Source organism: Pseudomonas mendocina (assembly GCA_037482215.1).
Taxonomy (GTDB): domain Bacteria; phylum Pseudomonadota; class Gammaproteobacteria; order Pseudomonadales; family Pseudomonadaceae; genus Aquipseudomonas; species Aquipseudomonas mendocina_E.
In genome coordinates this window covers 1,499,270-1,514,837 of record CP148074.1, presented here as the reverse complement: position 1 = coordinate 1,514,837, position 15,568 = coordinate 1,499,270, and the positions used below count along the sequence as shown (strand labels likewise).

18 protein-coding genes are annotated in these 15,568 nt (G+C 52.8%); 10 read left to right on the top strand and 8 right to left on the bottom strand.

What is annotated here, in order from left to right:
* Nucleotides 1-124: 124 nt before the first annotated feature.
* Both cheR and WG219_06835 read right to left on the bottom strand, forming a co-directional pair.
* Nucleotides 125-952 (bottom strand): protein-glutamate O-methyltransferase CheR, encoded by an 828-nt coding sequence (cheR, locus tag WG219_06840; protein WXL27162.1) that lies wholly within the window; start codon nucleotides 950-952, stop codon nucleotides 125-127.
* Nucleotides 953-988: 36 nt separating this feature from the next.
* On the bottom strand, nucleotides 989-1,927 hold the full coding sequence (locus WG219_06835) for a chemotaxis protein CheV (protein ID WXL27161.1): 939 nt from the start codon (nucleotides 1,925-1,927) through the stop codon (nucleotides 989-991).
* Between the two features lie 75 nt (nucleotides 1,928-2,002).
* Between WG219_06835 and flgA the strand changes: the two genes are divergently transcribed.
* The 4 genes from flgA (at nucleotide 2,003) to WG219_06815 (ending at nucleotide 4,647) form a co-directional block, all read left to right on the top strand.
* Nucleotides 2,003-2,761, top strand: coding sequence for a flagellar basal body P-ring formation chaperone FlgA (gene flgA, locus WG219_06830; GenBank protein WXL27160.1), 759 nt, complete (start codon nucleotides 2,003-2,005; stop codon nucleotides 2,759-2,761).
* A gap of 155 nt (nucleotides 2,762-2,916) precedes the next feature.
* Complete coding sequence (gene flgM / locus WG219_06825; protein WXL27159.1) at nucleotides 2,917-3,261, top strand: flagellar biosynthesis anti-sigma factor FlgM; 345 nt, start codon at nucleotides 2,917-2,919, stop codon at nucleotides 3,259-3,261.
* A 78-nt stretch (nucleotides 3,262-3,339) separates the two neighbouring features.
* Nucleotides 3,340-3,807: a flagellar protein FlgN gene (locus WG219_06820; GenBank protein WXL27158.1), complete on the top strand. Its 468-nt coding sequence runs from the start codon at nucleotides 3,340-3,342 to the stop codon at nucleotides 3,805-3,807.
* A gap of 93 nt (nucleotides 3,808-3,900) precedes the next feature.
* Complete coding sequence (locus tag WG219_06815; protein ID WXL27157.1) at nucleotides 3,901-4,647, top strand: flagellar regulator YcgR PilZN domain-containing protein; 747 nt, start codon at nucleotides 3,901-3,903, stop codon at nucleotides 4,645-4,647.
* Between the two features lie 38 nt (nucleotides 4,648-4,685).
* Here the strand turns inward: WG219_06815 and WG219_06810 are convergent, their stop codons facing one another.
* Together WG219_06810 and WG219_06805 are read right to left on the bottom strand one after the other, a co-directional pair.
* Nucleotides 4,686-6,008 (bottom strand): MFS transporter, encoded by a 1,323-nt coding sequence (locus WG219_06810; GenBank protein ID WXL27156.1) that lies wholly within the window; start codon nucleotides 6,006-6,008, stop codon nucleotides 4,686-4,688.
* A gap of 54 nt (nucleotides 6,009-6,062) precedes the next feature.
* Nucleotides 6,063-7,403, bottom strand: coding sequence for a glutamine synthetase family protein (locus tag WG219_06805; protein WXL27155.1), 1,341 nt, complete (start codon nucleotides 7,401-7,403; stop codon nucleotides 6,063-6,065).
* Nucleotides 7,404-7,732: 329 nt separating this feature from the next.
* Here WG219_06805 and WG219_06800 point away from each other — a divergent pair, with 329 nt between their 5' ends.
* Nucleotides 7,733-8,194: a phage infection protein gene (locus WG219_06800; GenBank protein ID WXL27154.1), complete on the top strand. Its 462-nt coding sequence runs from the start codon at nucleotides 7,733-7,735 to the stop codon at nucleotides 8,192-8,194.
* 546 nt (nucleotides 8,195-8,740) lie between these two features.
* Here WG219_06800 and WG219_06795 read toward each other — a convergent pair.
* Complete coding sequence (locus tag WG219_06795; protein WXL27153.1) at nucleotides 8,741-8,947, bottom strand: helix-turn-helix transcriptional regulator; 207 nt, start codon at nucleotides 8,945-8,947, stop codon at nucleotides 8,741-8,743.
* 7 nt (nucleotides 8,948-8,954) lie between these two features.
* Complete coding sequence (locus tag WG219_06790; protein ID WXL27152.1) at nucleotides 8,955-9,524, bottom strand: hypothetical protein; 570 nt, start codon at nucleotides 9,522-9,524, stop codon at nucleotides 8,955-8,957.
* 317 nt (nucleotides 9,525-9,841) lie between these two features.
* Here WG219_06790 and sstT point away from each other — a divergent pair, with 317 nt between their 5' ends.
* Entirely contained in the window at nucleotides 9,842-11,065 is a 1,224-nt protein-coding gene (gene sstT, locus WG219_06785; protein WXL27151.1) for a serine/threonine transporter SstT, read from the top strand.
* Nucleotides 11,066-11,125: 60 nt separating this feature from the next.
* Here the strand turns inward: sstT and WG219_06780 are convergent, their stop codons facing one another.
* Entirely contained in the window at nucleotides 11,126-12,067 is a 942-nt protein-coding gene (locus WG219_06780) for an alpha/beta hydrolase (GenBank protein WXL27150.1), read from the bottom strand.
* Between the two features lie 32 nt (nucleotides 12,068-12,099).
* A complete protein-coding gene (locus WG219_06775) occupies nucleotides 12,100-12,528 on the bottom strand; it encodes an organic hydroperoxide resistance protein (GenBank protein WXL27149.1) in 429 nt (142 codons plus the stop codon).
* Nucleotides 12,529-12,646: 118 nt separating this feature from the next.
* Here WG219_06775 and WG219_06770 point away from each other — a divergent pair, with 118 nt between their 5' ends.
* The 4 genes from WG219_06770 (at nucleotide 12,647) to WG219_06755 (ending at nucleotide 15,532) form a co-directional block, all read left to right on the top strand.
* Nucleotides 12,647-13,498, top strand: coding sequence for an AraC family transcriptional regulator (locus WG219_06770; GenBank protein WXL27148.1), 852 nt, complete (start codon nucleotides 12,647-12,649; stop codon nucleotides 13,496-13,498).
* Nucleotides 13,499-13,637: 139 nt separating this feature from the next.
* Nucleotides 13,638-13,919: a peptidylprolyl isomerase gene (locus WG219_06765; GenBank protein ID WXL27147.1), complete on the top strand. Its 282-nt coding sequence runs from the start codon at nucleotides 13,638-13,640 to the stop codon at nucleotides 13,917-13,919.
* 111 nt (nucleotides 13,920-14,030) lie between these two features.
* Nucleotides 14,031-14,732, top strand: coding sequence for a YebC/PmpR family DNA-binding transcriptional regulator (locus tag WG219_06760; protein ID WXL27146.1), 702 nt, complete (start codon nucleotides 14,031-14,033; stop codon nucleotides 14,730-14,732).
* 188 nt (nucleotides 14,733-14,920) lie between these two features.
* On the top strand, nucleotides 14,921-15,532 hold the full coding sequence (locus WG219_06755; GenBank protein WXL27145.1) for a hypothetical protein: 612 nt from the start codon (nucleotides 14,921-14,923) through the stop codon (nucleotides 15,530-15,532).
* Nucleotides 15,533-15,568 lie beyond the last annotated feature (36 nt).

Sequence of the window (15,568 nt, the reverse complement as noted above, 5' to 3'; positions counted from 1 at the left end):
CACCGGAGTATTGTTTGCCCGCCAATACTAACAGCAGTTCCTTACAGAACTTGGGTTAATACATACCTGGCCAACAGATGTAAAAACGGGAGGCCATAGCCTCCCGTTGTAAACACCAAACGCGTCACTTAGCTTTGTAAATAATCCCCGGACTGCACTGCACCATCTGGTAGTGATCCGGCAGACCATTTAGTGCCTCAGAGGCGCCCAAGAAGAGATAGCCACCTGGTTTGAGCATCGCATGGATACGGGTCAGAATGTCTTTTTTCACTTCCGCCGAGAAATAGATCAATACGTTACGGCAGAACACGACATCGAACTTGCCCAGCGCGGCATAACTGTCCAACAAGTTAAGCGGACGAAACTCTATTCGGCTACGAATTGCCGGCTTAACCACCCAGCGCCCAGGCCCCTTAGGGTCGAAGTAACGTTGCAGCCGCTCCTGAGAGAGGCCACGCCCCATTGCCAAGCTGTCGTACTCACCGGACTTGCAGTTCGCCAACATAGATGGAGAGAGATCGGTCGCAACGATCTGCACGCCAGACTTGAGCTGACCGAGGTTGGTCTTCTCAAACTCATCAATGGTCATCGACAGTGAATAGGGCTCCTGACCTGATGAACATGCAGCCGACCAGATACGCAGACGCTGACCTGGATATGCCTTAATTAGCTCTGGCAAAACGCGATTTTTCAGTACTTCAAAGGGGTACGTATCACGAAACCAAAGTGTTTCGTTGGTCGTCATGGCATCAATCACCTGCTCGCGCAGCCCCCCGCGAGGCTGGGTCTGCATACGCTGAACCAGCTCCCCAAGGGTCTTGATGCCATTCTGCTCCATTAACTTATTGAGACGGCTAGCAACCAAGTATTGCTTATTGCTGCCAAGCAAAATGCCGCAGGCCTTTTCCAGGAAAATCCGGAACTGCTCAAAATCCAAGTTACCTGTAGACACTCACAAAGCCTCAACAAACATACATTTGACTAAAAGCTAGCCCTCAGCCCCCGACACTGCATTGATGCGGTCGATAACACGAGAAGCCAGATCATCAGGGTGAAATTTGGCAAGGAAATCGTCCGCCCCTACCTTCTTGACCATTGCCTGGTTGAACACCCCGGACAGTGAAGTATGCAGGATGATGTGCAACTTTTGCATACGCGGATCAGCTCTAATTTCAGCTGTCAGGGTGTAACCGTCCATTTCCGGCATTTCAATATCGGAAATGAGCATGAGGAACTCTTCCTCCGGGCTCTTGCCTTCCTCAACCATAGCCTTCAGATAATTTAATGCTTGGCGGCCATCATTAAGCGCAACAACCTCCACGCCAATCGTCTCCAAGCAGCGGGATACCTGCTTACGCGCCACTGAAGAGTCATCACAGGTAAGCACACGGCGGTTGATAGCCCGCGCCTGAGTCTCAGGCGTAAGCACCCCCTCGGATATAGCCTCAGAAGTCGGAGAAACCTCAGCAAGAATTTTCTCCACATCAATGATTTCCACCATCTGCTCATCCAGATGGGTCACAGCCGTCAGATAATGATCACGGCCCGTGCCCTTGGGTGGCGGATGAATCGACTCCCAGTTCATGTTGACGATACGTTCAACCGAGTGGACCAGGAATCCCTGAACCTTGGTGTTGTATTCCGTGATAATCACAAAGCTGTTGTCGATATCCCGCAAAGGACGACTGCCCGTTGCCATGGACAAGTCCAAAATCGGAATCGTCCCGCCACGGATATTGGCAACCCCACGAACCACTGGGCTGGACTTGGGCATGATGGTGAGCTTGGGGCACTGAAGCACCTCCTTCACCTTGAACACGTTAATCCCGTAAAGCTGGCTACCGTTCAGGCGGAACAGCAGCAACTCCAGACGGTTTTGGCCAACCAGCTGAGTTCGCTGGTTAACCGAATCCATCACACCGGCCATACCCAAACTCCTTAACAATGAGTAGCAGAATTCTGTCAGCGTAGCAGGCGGCACGCACCTTGCTTGAACAGATTCATGAAAACTGAAATGACAATTTATCGACACGCTATGGCGAATTGCCTTCAATGGCTAGCAGTTGTACCTGCTTTATTATCGCTAGGCTATAGCCAAGTGGCATCTGCCACCCTTACGCGTCCCGATCACCTTATCGGCGCGGCAGAAGCTTTTCTTGAGCAAGCCGTTAATGATTATTTGCAACGCAGCCAAATAAACGGCCGCCACGAGACCCAGATAAACCGTCTGGACCCTCGTCTGCGACTGCCTTTGTGTGATCAGGAACTGACGACCACGCTTGAAAGCCCCGCCGAGCCAATTGGCCGCGTCACACTGCGCGTACGTTGCGATGGCACCAGCCCATGGACAGTATTCGTGCCGGGCCAGGTACGCCTCTATCGGCACGTCGTTATCGCCAGCCGTCCGCTTAAACGGGATAGCACCCTGACCGAACTGGATCTGAGCATGGCCGAGCGTGATGTGGGACTGCTTAACCAGGGCTATCTGACCGAGATGGATCAAGCGATTGGCAAAAAATTGACACGCCCTCTCCAGCCCGATCAAGCGCTGAGTCCGGCACAAGTCCAGTTGGCTGATTCCATAAGAAAAGGTGACCAAGTCGTTATTTCCGCCAAATCCGGCACCATCAATGTTCGAATGCCCGGTGAAGCGCTATCCAACGGCACTATCGGCAAGCAGATCAGTGTTAAAAACTTACGGTCCAACCGCATTGTGCGCGCGCGCGTAGTCGGGCCTGGTCAGGTAGAAGTAGAAATGTAGAGTCGATTCTTGTTTAATTTCGTAACCCAGCGCTGGAACAACGGCTAACCAACACCGTATTCGGCACGCAGAGCGGCCCCCAAAAAAGAACTAAAGTTTTCTTCAGAACGGCCGAGAAACAGGCAAGCGTCCAAATACAGTCCGAGGTTTACATCATGGTCACTGACATCAACCGACTTAACAATGCCACCTCCCCTGGCAATACAGGGCGCAGTGGCAACGTCCAGTCTGGCGGCCGTAATGAAGCCATCAGCGGCAAACAGCCGACTGCTCAGCCAGCCCCTACGGAACAAGCTCAGAACGCAGGTAAAGCCGGCGAGTCGGTTCACCTGAGCCGTGAAGCTCAACAATTGCAGAAAGTCGGCGAAAAGCTTCGCGACCAACCTGTCGTCAACAAAGAACGTGTCGCCCAGCTTAAGCAAGCGATTGAGGATGGCAGTTATCAAGTTGATAGCCAGCGCGTTGCAAGCAAATTGCTCAACTTCGAATCCCAGCGATAGTCATAGGGCTACGCTGGGGATTTTGGCCGCCAGACAGAAATGTGCGAACACCTTTCTGTTTCCCCTTAAGAGCCCATCATGCACATCAGTAAACTACTCGAGTCTTTCAGCGAAGATATCGGCATTGCCGAACAGCTGTTGGACTTGATTGATAACGAATTCCAGGCACTGTCGGATCGCGACCTCACTGCCTTACAAGATATCCTCGGCCTGAAGCAGCCCTTGCTGGCCCTGTTGGATCAGCACGCCAAGGCTCGCACCCAGCTTCTCACCAATCTTAATCTCAGCGCCAACAGAGAGGGGTTAGCGGCCCTTGCTGCCACGTCCCAACTCGGCAGCGAGCTGTTAGAAAAAGGCGATCAGCTCAATGAGCTTTTTGAACGCTGCCGCCTAGGTAACGAACGCAATGGCCGCCTTATTCGTACAAGCCAAAACTCAGCCGGACAGATTCTTAACCTGTTGCGCGGAACCGATGCACCCAATCTTTACGACAAGCGTGGTGTAACCTCCAAGGCCAGCCAGCATCGCCCCCTGGATCAAGCCTGATTGGATAAAACTAGAAATTGAATGAGGCAATCGAATGTGATGTCATACGGACATCACTCTTGCCCTAAGCCTTGATGTGGAGAACTGCGGACCGTGTCCAACCCCTTCAGCCAGGATGATGGCCCACAACCCCCAAGAACGCTGAGAGCGCCTGTTGAAATCGTGGCTAATCTGCGTTTACTGCAGCAGCACAATGATCCACTTGTAATCAGCTTTCCAGGGCGCTCACAGCGTTATCAGAGCTTTGTCATCAATGTCGATCGTGACAAACAACTGCTGGTGCTTGACGAAATTATGCCGTCAGATGGTGAACGCCTACTGCTGAATGGCGAGAGCTTCAAGGCAGAGGGCTTTCATGAAGGCGTTCGAATTGCGTGGGAATCTGATCAACCCGTAACTGTTGGCGAGTTCGAAGGGCATCGCAGCTACTACTGTTTTTTGCCTCAGGAAATTATTTATCACCAGCGCCGCAACGCCTTCCGTGCCCAACTCAAGCAAACCGACCCCGTGAAAGTGGACCTGGCTATTGGTGAGAACCGGATCCTTTCGGGTCAATTAATGGATATCTCAGCAACCGGCGCAAAAGTCCGCTTTACTGGCGATGCGCAGCTTTCGCTGCATCCGGGAGAAATCCATGAGTCCTTCACTGCCCACTTTCCGTTTGGGGCAATGACAACTGCAATTGAAGTGCGCCACGTGCAGTTTGAGGACAAGGTTAACTTCAGCTTTGTAGGCGTGCGCTTCGACAATATCAACGGCCAGGCACAACGCCAAGTCGAGCGATTCGTGTACCAGCTACAGCGTGAAGCACGCCGTTTCGAGAGCGAAGGACTGTTCTGAAAAGAGGCGGCAGAAACAACCTGCCGCCGCTCCCCGCTTCAACCACCCGTCGCCCGCCCCTGCTCGCCCTGCTCCTCAGCCTGGCTAGCCTCAGCCACCGCGGGCGCGACCATCTGCTCCTGCACAACCTGCTCGTCCACTCGCGGATCAAGCGCAGCAGCAAGCGGTGACCCCACTGTACCGTCAGGCATTGCCACGTGCTGCAACGGAGCATCGCGATCTTGATACAGATGGACAGCCAACGCCGGACGTACTCGAATAACCAAGACGATCGAAAAGATCACGAAGAAGACATACAACATGTTAGGCCCCCAGTAACGCATCATCACACCCGCGAGCAGAGGACCAACACATGCACCCACACCAAAAACCACTAACAGCACAGCTGTGAGTGATACCCGTCTATCCGCTTCAACGTGGTCGTTAGCCAGCGCAACAGCCAGTGGATAAAGGCAGAACTGTAAGGCACACACAACAAAACCACACACAAGCAGTGTGGCCATCGAGGCTTCAGTGAGCACGGCGAGCGGCAATGAGGCCACTGCGACAGCCACTGAGCAGACTCGAATCAACTTGATCCGCTCATACCGGTCAGACAACCATCCCAAGGGAGCCTGCACCAAAACCCCCGCCAGAATCAGACAGCCCATCAATACACCGACCTGCTCGTTACTCAGCCCCATTCGCGTCCCATAAAGAGGCGCTAGGCCATAAAACGCCCCCACCATCAGGCCGGACACGGCAATAGTGGTCAGGGAAAGCGGGACATGCTTGATGAAAAAGGGCAAATCCATCGGTGCCGGCCGCAATGGTGTTGGGTGCATTTTGCGGGTTAAAGCAATTGGCACGAGACACAAAGCAAAGCACAAAGCCACCACCATCAACAGCTCGGAACCCAGCTGCGGATGAACCACCAAAATAAGCTGCCCTAAAATCATCCCGGCGTAGAAGGCAACCATATAGCCAGCAAATACCCTTCCCCGGGTATTGCTCTCAGCCTGCTCATTGAGCCAGCTTTCAATGACCATGAACTGGCACATCATGCCAAGCCCTACCAAGGCACGCAGAAACAACCAAATAGGCAGCCAATCGGTCAAACCATGCCCAAGCACAGCTGCAGTCACCACCCCAGCACAAGCCAGATAAGCCCGGATATGCCCCACCCTGGCAATGAGTCGGTGGCCGACTTTTCCGCCCAATACCAGCCCCAGATAGTAGGCTGCCATTAGCGCCCCCACCCAAAGACCATCAGCACTGGATGAAAGACGTAAAGCCAGATACGTACTGAGCAAGCCCGAGCCGATCAACATCAGCAACGTGGCGAAGTAAAGCGAACCAAACGACTTAAGAATGGCGGTCATGACAAAACTCTTACTCCGGAGCAGTGCCGGAGCCCCGCCCCGGCGATACAGACACTATACGTGGGCAGCCAGAACCCGGCGCTCCCATGGGGTGATCTCATCGAAGAAGCTGCTCAACTCCATAGTCTTGCTCGCCAAGTAACCTTCGATAAATTCCGTGCCGAACAACTCCATTGCCAGAGCACTTTTCCTCAGACGCTCAATAGCCTCTTGCATGCTACATGGCAAACGTAAATTCTCTGGAATAGAGAACTCTCCCTGTAGAGGCTCGCTTGGCTGAAGGGACCGTTCAATCCCCATCAGACCGGCCGCAAGACTTGCAGCAAGAGCCAAATAAGGGTTTGCATCCGCCCCGGGCAAGCGGTTTTCAACACGGCGCGCCTGAACTGAACTGGCAGGGATACGGAGCCCAGCGGCACGGTTGTCATAAGACCAACAGGCGTTGTTGGGCGATGCATAAGGATGAAACAAACGCTGATAGGAGTTCACGTTTGGGGCAAACAGCAACGTGAAATCGGCCATTGCAGCCTGTTGCCCCGCGATAAACTGATAGAACGCTGGTGTTGCCTGCCCATCAGCTGCAGTGAAGATATTTTCTCCACGGCTGTCCACAACACTCTGATGGATATGCATAGAGCTACCGGCCGTTTTAGCCAGCGGCTTGGCCATGCATACGACCGTCACACCATGCTTGAGGGCAACCTCTTTGAGCATGTGCTTGAACAGAAACGTCTGGTCAGCCACTAGCAGCGCATCACCATGCAGCAAATTGATCTCAAACTGGTTCACCCCCATCTCGTTCATGAAGGTGTCGCGGGGCAACCCCAACGCAGCCATGCACTCGTAGACCTCATTAAAGAAAGGTCGCAAACCATTGTTTGAACTGACACTAAAGGCGGAGCCGCCCGTCACTCGCCGTCCATCTATACCAACCGGCGACTGAAAAGGCTGGTGCGGGTCCGCGTTGGGAGCGAAAACATAGAACTCCAGTTCGGTCGCAACAACGGGCTGCCATCCTCGCTGGGCATAGCGGTTTAAAACCTGCTTAAGCAAGCCTCTTGTCGATAATTGGCTGCTTTCTCCATTTAGCTCCACAGCATCACAGATCGCAAAGGCCCTTGGCACATCCGCCCAAGGCAATCGGTGTATCTGCTGAGGATCGGGCACCAAAGCAAGATCACCATCGTCACTGCCATAAAAACTCGCATCTGGATAACCACCCATGATGCATTGCAACAAAACCCCTCTGGCCAGTTGCAACCGTCGCCCCTCAAGAAACCCAGCCGCAGTCATTACCTTACCGCGCGGTACACCATTGAGGTCCGGCGTTACACACTCAACTTGATCCATACCAAGGAGCTTTTCAGCCAGATTATTGCGCTGTGCTGCACCCATAAAAACACCCACAAACTGGAGCCGAAAGGCGAAGGCAACAACATACTCACCCGATGTTCGAAATATCAAGCAGATCAAGTGATCGAATGCCTAGATACTAATCAAGCTAAGATATTTAACAAATTGATAAATTAAACGACTTAAACACTAGCCACTCACATCCCAAACACACCAATATACATCCATTAACTCACTGAATTTAAAATAGTTCTATCCACTATTAATCCCATCAATGACTACCATAAACAGGCTAAACTTCATTATCTAATTATTAGAATTATCATTGGCTCCGTACTCAAATTCTGTGTGAATGCACAAGGAGCCCGAACATGAAAAAGCACATTCTTGCCGCCGTTATCTTGGCCAGCCTGTCAATGAACAGCTTTGCACTGCCCGTAAATACTGCACAGCCTCTTCTCGGTGAAATTCAGGACAGCAGTGTTAAAACACTGCTCGGCAGCGGTTTTAATCTGCAGTCTGAAGGTGGTTCTGACCGACTCATTGAGAACCAGAAAAAACGCCCTCAGGTTGCCGAAGGCGGTTCCGATCGTCTGATTGAGCAACGCGCACAAGTTGCCGAAGGCGGCTCTGACCGCCTTATCGAGCGTCAGAAGCAACGTGTGAATGTTGCAGAAGGGGGTTCCGACCGCCTGATTGAGCGCCAGAAACTGCGCGTGAACGTAGCCGAAGGAGGTTCCGAGCGTCTGATTCAACGCCGACAACAGCGTGTGAACGTAGCCGAAGGCGGCTCGGATCGCCTGATTCAGCGCCAGCACAACCGCACCGTCTGAATACAGTCGTTGCCAAGCCTCCCCTCCAGCAACAATAAGGGGCACGTAAATCCCTGGCCCAGCCCTCTAAAGCACCTTCGGGTGCTTTAGGCATTTATGGGCTCCCAACGTTCCCCACGTCTAACATTAGCCGTTATGGCTTTTCGACAACCTCTCTGATGGTGCCACTACAAACATCGGTGAAGCAGCTGTCATATTCAGAGCGGCAACTTAATGTGCTGTAGCTCATAGGTACGTAGCTACTGCTAGGAAGCTGGCACTCCTTTCTAGCCTGTTTTTTGTCTTTTCCTTGGCTGCAGTAGTCATAGCTGCGCTGTTCAGCCTCATGCGAGCGTTTATCACTCTGCCACTGTAAACGCGCCAGATTTTCACAACTACTGTATTGCATGCGGCACTGAGCGACGCATGTACGCCCCCCCTCCCCATTTGGCATTACATAGTCATACCGAATCGATGGGCCACAGGCTGTCAACAGGACGAGCACATAAAGCACGCCTGAAAAATTCAGAAGTCTTGTCATAGAAATTTCGCTTCAATGTGACGAGATCACTCGTCCGCAACGTATTCCAGAATATCGCCAGGCTGGCAGTTCAGGACCGCACATATCTTGTCTAATGTCTCTAGCCTGAACCCCTTAACCTTACCGTTCTTCAATAAAGACAGGTTCTGTTCGGTGATTCCAATAGCTTCCGCCAGCTCTTTGGAACGGACCTTATTCTTAGCAAGGACTACGTCTAGTCGGATGATGATCATGGAGTGGTCATATGATGGATTTAACTTCTTCGTCCAGCTTTCTGGCTTCACCCATTATCAGACCAAACGAACACAGAAATATTGCTTTTACGAGCGTGTAAGCAGCCTCGGATGAGAACCCTACAGAAACACTCAGCACACGCTCACCCTCAGGCAAATTCATCGAGAGCACAAGCCCCTCAAGGGTAGAAAGAACAGGCTGAAGAAGAAGCTCAAGAATGGACAACAACCCGATATAGACAAGCGTACTGGCATTACGCCGCGTCCAAAGCTCACCTTTCGCAAGACGCCGGAAAAACAGCCCCGTCAGAATTAGCCCTAATACCGAAATCAGCACTGGCGCATAGTCCAACAGCATCAGCAACAGACGACTACCCGATGACATGGCATAGGCCTCGCTCAAAAGACCTGGCATCTCATCACTCCACGCTTGGCGATATCCCTGCTCAGAGAGCCCAGACACCCATAAATGAGTATTTACCCCGATCTCAGCGCAAGCCATAAACCAAGCCAAGACCATACAACCCATGCCTAGAAGATACAGTTTGTGAGGGCGCTGATCCGCAAGTGGCAACATACAATTTCCTCCTTGAAAGTGATTTCGAGCCAAAAGAATAATTAATAAATTATCGTATTACAATAATAAATTATAAATCCAAGCTATCCTTCCGCTTTGACGAATCTGACACCCCAGAGACGGCAGATTTCATGCGCTTGCCAAAAAGTCGAATATGCTTATGCCTGTGTTAAAGTCTGCGGCCATTTTTATGAACCTGACCGATAGGTTCAAAAAAACGTTATGCGTAACGCGGTAAGCATCCCGCAACCAGATCCAGTTCCAGGCAGCCACAGAAGAGATTGCAGTCGTGCTCGCCCACCACTAGAGACCTACTCATGTCCTCTGCCCAACATCCGCTTTTACAACTATTGAATCGCGTCAGCTTGGTCACTCAGATCATCATCGGCCTGATTGCCGGGATCGTTTTGGCGTTACTGCTGCCAGAGGCAGCCGCTAGCGCCAGCTTTCTCGGTACGGTCTTTGTTTCTGCCCTGAAAGCTGTCGCCCCGGTGCTGGTTTTTGTTTTGGTGGCCGCCTCGATTGCGAACCATGAACAAGGCCAGGAAACACACATCAAACCCATCCTGCTGCTGTACCTGATCGGTACCTTCAGTGCAGCCTTGATTGGTGTAGTTGCCAGCTTTGCCTTTCCTTCAACCCTTACCCTGGCTACCAGCACAGCGGAGCTCTCACCTCCAGGCGGCATTAACGAGGTACTGAAAAGTCTGCTGATGAATGTCGTGGACAATCCAGTCAATGCTCTACTTAAAGGTAACTTTATCGGCATTTTGGCTTGGGCCATCGCGTTAGGCTTGGCATTTCGTCATGCCAATCCAGCCAGTAAGCAGATGCTTGCAGACCTCTCGAACGGCGTAACTAGCATCGTGAAATTAGTTATCCGTCTGGCACCACTGGGGGTGTTCGGCCTGGTTGCAGCAACGCTGGCTGAGACTGGCATGAACGCGCTACTCGACTATCTGCACCTGCTGGTTGTATTGGTAGGCTGCATGCTGTTTGTCGCGTTGGTCGTCAACCCACTGATCGTCTACGTAAAGATCCGTCGCAATCCGTACCCTCTGGTCCTGACCTGCCTGCGTGAAAGTGGTATCACTGCCTTTTTCACCCGCAGCTCCGCTGCGAATATTCCAGTCAACTTGCAACTGAGCAAGCGCCTTGGTCTGCATGAGGAAACCTACTCCGTTTCAATCCCTCTGGGCGCGACGATCAATATGGCCGGTGCAGCCATCACCATCAGCGTACTGACACTGGCAGCTGTTCATACCCTGCAAATCCCTGTCGACCTGCCGACTGCACTGCTGCTCAGCGTTTTGGCTTCCGTCTGTGCATGCGGTGCATCTGGCGTAGCAGGCGGTTCGTTGCTGCTAATCCCTCTGGCATGCAGTCTGTTCGGCATCCCGAGTGACATCGCCATGCAAGTTGTGGCGGTCGGCTTCATCATTGGCATCGTCCAAGACTCCGCTGAAACCGCACTAAACTCCTCGACTGACGTTCTGTTCACCGCTGCTGCCTGCATGGCTGAAGAACAGCGCAAGTCTTAATGCCCTAAACGACTATACCGCCCGTTGCTCTTAGCAACGGGCGGGATCAAAAGCCTGCAATCACTCCCTCAGAAAGCTCAACAGATCCTGATTGAAACGGTCCTTGTGCGTATCCGTCAGACCATGGGGCGCCCCAGGGTAGACAATCAACTTCGCATCCTTAATAAACGCGGCAGATGCTTTACCTGAGATATCAAGCGGTACGATCTGATCATCATCGCCATGTATCACCAGGGTTGGGACGTCAAATTTTTTCAGATCCTCACGGAAGTCGGTCGCAGAAAAAGCAGCGATTGAATCGTAGGTATTCTTGTGCCCGGCCTGCATACCTTGCGCTCTCCAGCTGTCGATCAGACCTTGAGAAACCTTAGCGCCAGGCCGGTTAAAGCCATAGAACGGGCCCGAAGCCAGATCAAAGTATAACTGCGCACGATTCTCCAAAGATGCCTTACGAAGCCCATCAAAGACTTTGAGGGGAACGCCTTTTGGGTTATCGGCGGTTTTCAGCATCAGCGGCGGCACGGCGCTGACTAACACAGCCTTTTTGACCCGCTCAGTGCCATGGCGGCCAATATAACGCGCCACCTCCCCACCACCGGTTGAGAAGCCGACCAAGGTGACATCTCGCAGACTCAACGCTTGGATCACGGCAGCCAGATCATCTGCGTAATGATCCATATCATTACCTTCCCACGGTTGACTGGAGCGGCCATGTCCACGCCGGTCATGGGCTATGACGCGATACCCGTGATCTGCCAGAAACAGCATTTGCGACTCCCAGCTATCGGAACTCAGTGGCCAACCGTGACTGAAGGTCACGACTGGCCCGTCCTTAGGCCCCCAATCCTTGTAATAAAGCTGCACGCCATCTGATGTGGTGATCGTGCTAGCAGTACGCATGGCTGGCGACTCGGTTACAGGTGGTGCTGCATGTGCACTGCTAACGGTCTGCAACGAGATGGCAAGCAGGGATGATGCGATAGCAAAGGTCAGCTTATTCATGATTGGGGTCTCCTTGTTGAGCGATGGTCAGATCAGTTAGCAATTACGAGGGTTACGTCGATATTGCCGCGAGTAGCGTTGGAGTACGGGCAAACGATGTGAGCCTTGTCGACCAACGCTTGCAGCACATCGCGCTCAACGCCTGGGGCGCTGACCGTCAACTCTGCTTCAATACCAAATCCAGTCGGGATAGGGCCTATACCCACTTTGCCGGAAACAGTTGTAGCTACAGGCAGCGCAACCTTTTCCCGTGCGGCAACGTATTTCAAAGCGCCGAGGAAGCAAGCCGAGTAACCGGCGGCAAATAGCTGCTCCGGATTAGTACCGGCACCACCTGCACCGCCAAGCTCCTTTGGTGTAGCCAAGGGCACTTCCAAGGCATGATCGGAGGAAACGGCACGGCCATCACGGCCTCCTGTTGCTGTTGCAGTAGCGATATAAAGAATTTTCTCAATGGACATGGCAGAACTCCTGTTGATTTAAGTGACCGGACCGATGTGCCCGACGAGATGAATTGTGCTCGCCAAAAACGAACTAAAAGTGATAGAAAGTCCGTACAAATTGATCAGGAGTACTAAAATGGTTGATCGCTTGGCCGCATTGATGATGCATTTCCCTGTCAGTGCAAGCGTGTTCAACGCAGGCCCTCTGTGCGGTATTAACACCCTGCAAACGGATGGTGTTCACGGTCAGTTGCATCTGGTTCGCAATGGAACGGTCAGCGTCCAATACGGCAGGAGCGCGTTACAGATAGAAGAGCCCAGCCTTCTACTTTTCCCTCGCCCACTATCCCATCGATTCAGTACCGACCCGGAACGCGGCGCTGACATGGTCTGTGCCAATTTGCGGCTTGAAGGCGGCAGTCATAACCCCATTGCCATGAGCCTGCCTGACGTCATCTGTATGCCTCTGACAGCCATTGCGGATTCCGGCCCCGTTTTGTCCCTGCTGTTTACAGAAGCCTTCGAACAGCGTTGCGGACGGGTTGCTGTGATAGAGAGGCTGTTTGAGGTGGTCATGATCCAGGTGCTGCGCCACTTGATGGAAAGTGGCGATATTCGCGCCGGACTCATGGCCGGGCTTTCTCACTCTCGCTTGCGCAATGCACTGGTCGCAATGCATGAGGATCCAGCCCGGGAATGGACGCTGGAGGAACTGGCCGGTACAGCCGGAATGTCACGCAGCGTGTTTGCTACGGCCTTCAGGGATACGGTCGGGATGACTTCGGGACAGTACCTGCAGAGCTGGCGAGTTCGTCTCGTGCAGAAAGCACTACTGAGTGGGCGGCCGTTGAAGGTCATAGTCAGCGAAGTTGGATACGGTAGCGAAGCCGCCCTGTCACGTGCCTTCAAAGCACAAACTGGGCTGTCACCTCGTGAATGGAAAAATCGAGTGCATGCATCAAGACCCGACACAGCTGAACGACGTTAATCGCCTCACCCAATCAGAACCCAGCAAAGCCCTGCACGGCACATAGCTCTGTACATTTTTGCTGGGATAGGTGATATCGAGCGTTTGAATGCCGGTCAGTTTGCGGTACGCTTTCCGATTCTTTACAAGGAGTATCACCATGGCCCGCGCCACAGCCCGTCACATCCTGGTTTCCACTGAAGCCAAGTGCAACGAATTGAAAGCCGCGATTGAAGCCGGCGCAGACTTCGCAGCAATTGCCAAAGAACACTCCTCCTGCCCATCCAGCCGCGACGGCGGTAACCTCGGTTCTTTCGGTCCAGGCCAGATGGTTAAAGAGTTTGACACAGTCGTGTTCAGCGCCCCGGTTAATGTGGTTCAAGGCCCGGTGAAGACCCAGTTTGGTTATCACCTGCTGGAAGTCACCAGCCGCCAAGACTGATCCACCCCGCCAGGCCATACGCACATCAGATGCCAGCCTCAGGTGCGAGAAAAAGCAGTGCGGGATTACAATTCCGCCTCCATTCATTTACACGTAAGACGAGATTCAGACATGGGCGCCCAATGGAAAGCCAAACCTAAAGAAGCCGCCGCCAACGCCAGAGGTAAGATCTTCGGTCGCTTGGTCAAGGAAATCATGATCGCAGCACGTAACGGTGCCGACCCGGACATGAACCCAAAGCTGCGTTTGGCTATACACCAGGCGAAAAAAGCGTCCATGCCCAAAGACACCCTTGACCGCGCCATCAAGAAAGGCTCTGGTCAGTCAGGTGAAACCGTCAACTTTGAGCGCACCACCTATGAAGGTTTCGCGCCGCATCAGGTGCCCCTGATCGTTGAATGCCTGACCGATAACATCAACCGCACCGTTGCAGAAATCCGCGTGCTTTTCCGCAAAGGCCAGATGGGGGCCTCCGGTTCGGTAACCTGGGATTTTGACCATGTCGGGCTGATCGAAGCGACTACCGACAGCGGTGCAGATCCTGAACTAGCCGCCATTGAGGCGGGTGCGCAAGATTTCGAGCCAGACGACGAAGGCAGCACACTGTTCATTACAGAAGCAACAGACCTGGACGCAGTCTGCCGTGCACTACCAGAGCATGGGTTTACTGTGAACTCGGCCAAGATTGGCTACCGTCCGAAAAACCCGGTAACCAACCTGACACCAGAACAGCTGGAAGAAGTTGAAGCCTTCCTTGAAGCCATCGACGCTCATGATGACGTACAGAACGTCTACGTGGGCCTGGCGGGCTGATCAATACTCCCCCCTTTCTGTGGCCAGGGCCGCCCTCGGACGGCCCTACACCCTGTATTTAGTGCTGCCAAAGCATTTTCTGCTAGCGCCATACCTTCTTTTAACTTGACCGCAAAGGCTTAAGTAAGAAGAATTCCCCTCTTTTGGGCAATTTCTGGCACCTGCTCACTAAACATTGGAGCACCACCTTGTATAAGTTTCTGACGTTGTCGCTTTGCCTGGTACTCACGGCTTGCGCCAGCAACCCCAAAACGTCTTATCAGGATGACGTTAAGTCCGGTAAAACACCGCTGGCTAAAAGTCCGCTGGAAGCTATTCACAACACCCAGGCCATTCCACTGCCTATAAACCAGGAGTCCTTAGCTCCTAACTGGCCGATCACTGCTAATGAGCCTCGCCTCGACTTCGGCAGTTCCATTTCCAATTACAGGGTCTTCTCGCTTAACTTGAAAAAAGGTGAGCGCTACCAGCTCAACATCCACTCAAACTGCAATGACGGTTGCCTGGGTGTGAGCAAGTACGCGATCAAACCCCGCGTATTGGTTCTAGACGCTTACGGAACCATCATTGCTGACAAGCCCAGCAATGTGTCCATTCTGCCCGAAAAGATCAACATGAACTGGCAGGGCGAGGCCAGTGAAGATGGCACTTACTACGTGCTGGTGGCCGCCGATAACGACGCCCCTGGCCAAACCATTGTGCTCAACGATGTATGGGTAACTAACTCCCCACTGATGGGTGTTAAAACCAGCATGTACAGCAGCCCATTCGGAACGATCAGCGCATCAGGCAAACGCTGATTTGCACATAATCCCGGATGCCAATCCGGGATTAAT

What these genes read in the sequence shown, in the direction of transcription:
- WG219_06835 (WXL27161.1), bottom strand. Translation starts at nt 1,927, where the DNA reads ATGGCCGGTGTGATGGATTCGGTTAACCAGCGAACTCAGCTGGTTGGC.
- WG219_06790 (WXL27152.1), bottom strand. Translation starts at nt 9,524, where the DNA reads ATGTTGCCACTTGCGGATCAGCGCCCTCACAAACTGTATCTTCTAGGC.
- WG219_06760 (WXL27146.1), top strand. Translation starts at nt 14,031, where the DNA reads ATGGGCGCCCAATGGAAAGCCAAACCTAAAGAAGCCGCCGCCAACGCC.
- WG219_06765 (WXL27147.1), top strand. Translation starts at nt 13,638, where the DNA reads ATGGCCCGCGCCACAGCCCGTCACATCCTGGTTTCCACTGAAGCCAAG.
- WG219_06805 (WXL27155.1), bottom strand. Translation starts at nt 7,403, where the DNA reads ATGGGTGCAGCACAGCGCAATAATCTGGCTGAAAAGCTCCTTGGTATG.
- flgM (WXL27159.1), top strand. Translation starts at nt 2,917, where the DNA reads ATGGTCACTGACATCAACCGACTTAACAATGCCACCTCCCCTGGCAAT.
- WG219_06795 (WXL27153.1), bottom strand. Translation starts at nt 8,947, where the DNA reads ATGATCATCATCCGACTAGACGTAGTCCTTGCTAAGAATAAGGTCCGT.
- WG219_06780 (WXL27150.1), bottom strand. Translation starts at nt 12,067, where the DNA reads ATGAATAAGCTGACCTTTGCTATCGCATCATCCCTGCTTGCCATCTCG.
- flgA (WXL27160.1), top strand. Translation starts at nt 2,003, where the DNA reads ATGAAAACTGAAATGACAATTTATCGACACGCTATGGCGAATTGCCTT.
- WG219_06810 (WXL27156.1), bottom strand. Translation starts at nt 6,008, where the DNA reads ATGACCGCCATTCTTAAGTCGTTTGGTTCGCTTTACTTCGCCACGTTG.
- sstT (WXL27151.1), top strand. Translation starts at nt 9,842, where the DNA reads ATGTCCTCTGCCCAACATCCGCTTTTACAACTATTGAATCGCGTCAGC.
- WG219_06800 (WXL27154.1), top strand. Translation starts at nt 7,733, where the DNA reads ATGAAAAAGCACATTCTTGCCGCCGTTATCTTGGCCAGCCTGTCAATG.
- WG219_06770 (WXL27148.1), top strand. Translation starts at nt 12,647, where the DNA reads ATGGTTGATCGCTTGGCCGCATTGATGATGCATTTCCCTGTCAGTGCA.
- WG219_06775 (WXL27149.1), bottom strand. Translation starts at nt 12,528, where the DNA reads ATGTCCATTGAGAAAATTCTTTATATCGCTACTGCAACAGCAACAGGA.
- WG219_06820 (WXL27158.1), top strand. Translation starts at nt 3,340, where the DNA reads ATGCACATCAGTAAACTACTCGAGTCTTTCAGCGAAGATATCGGCATT.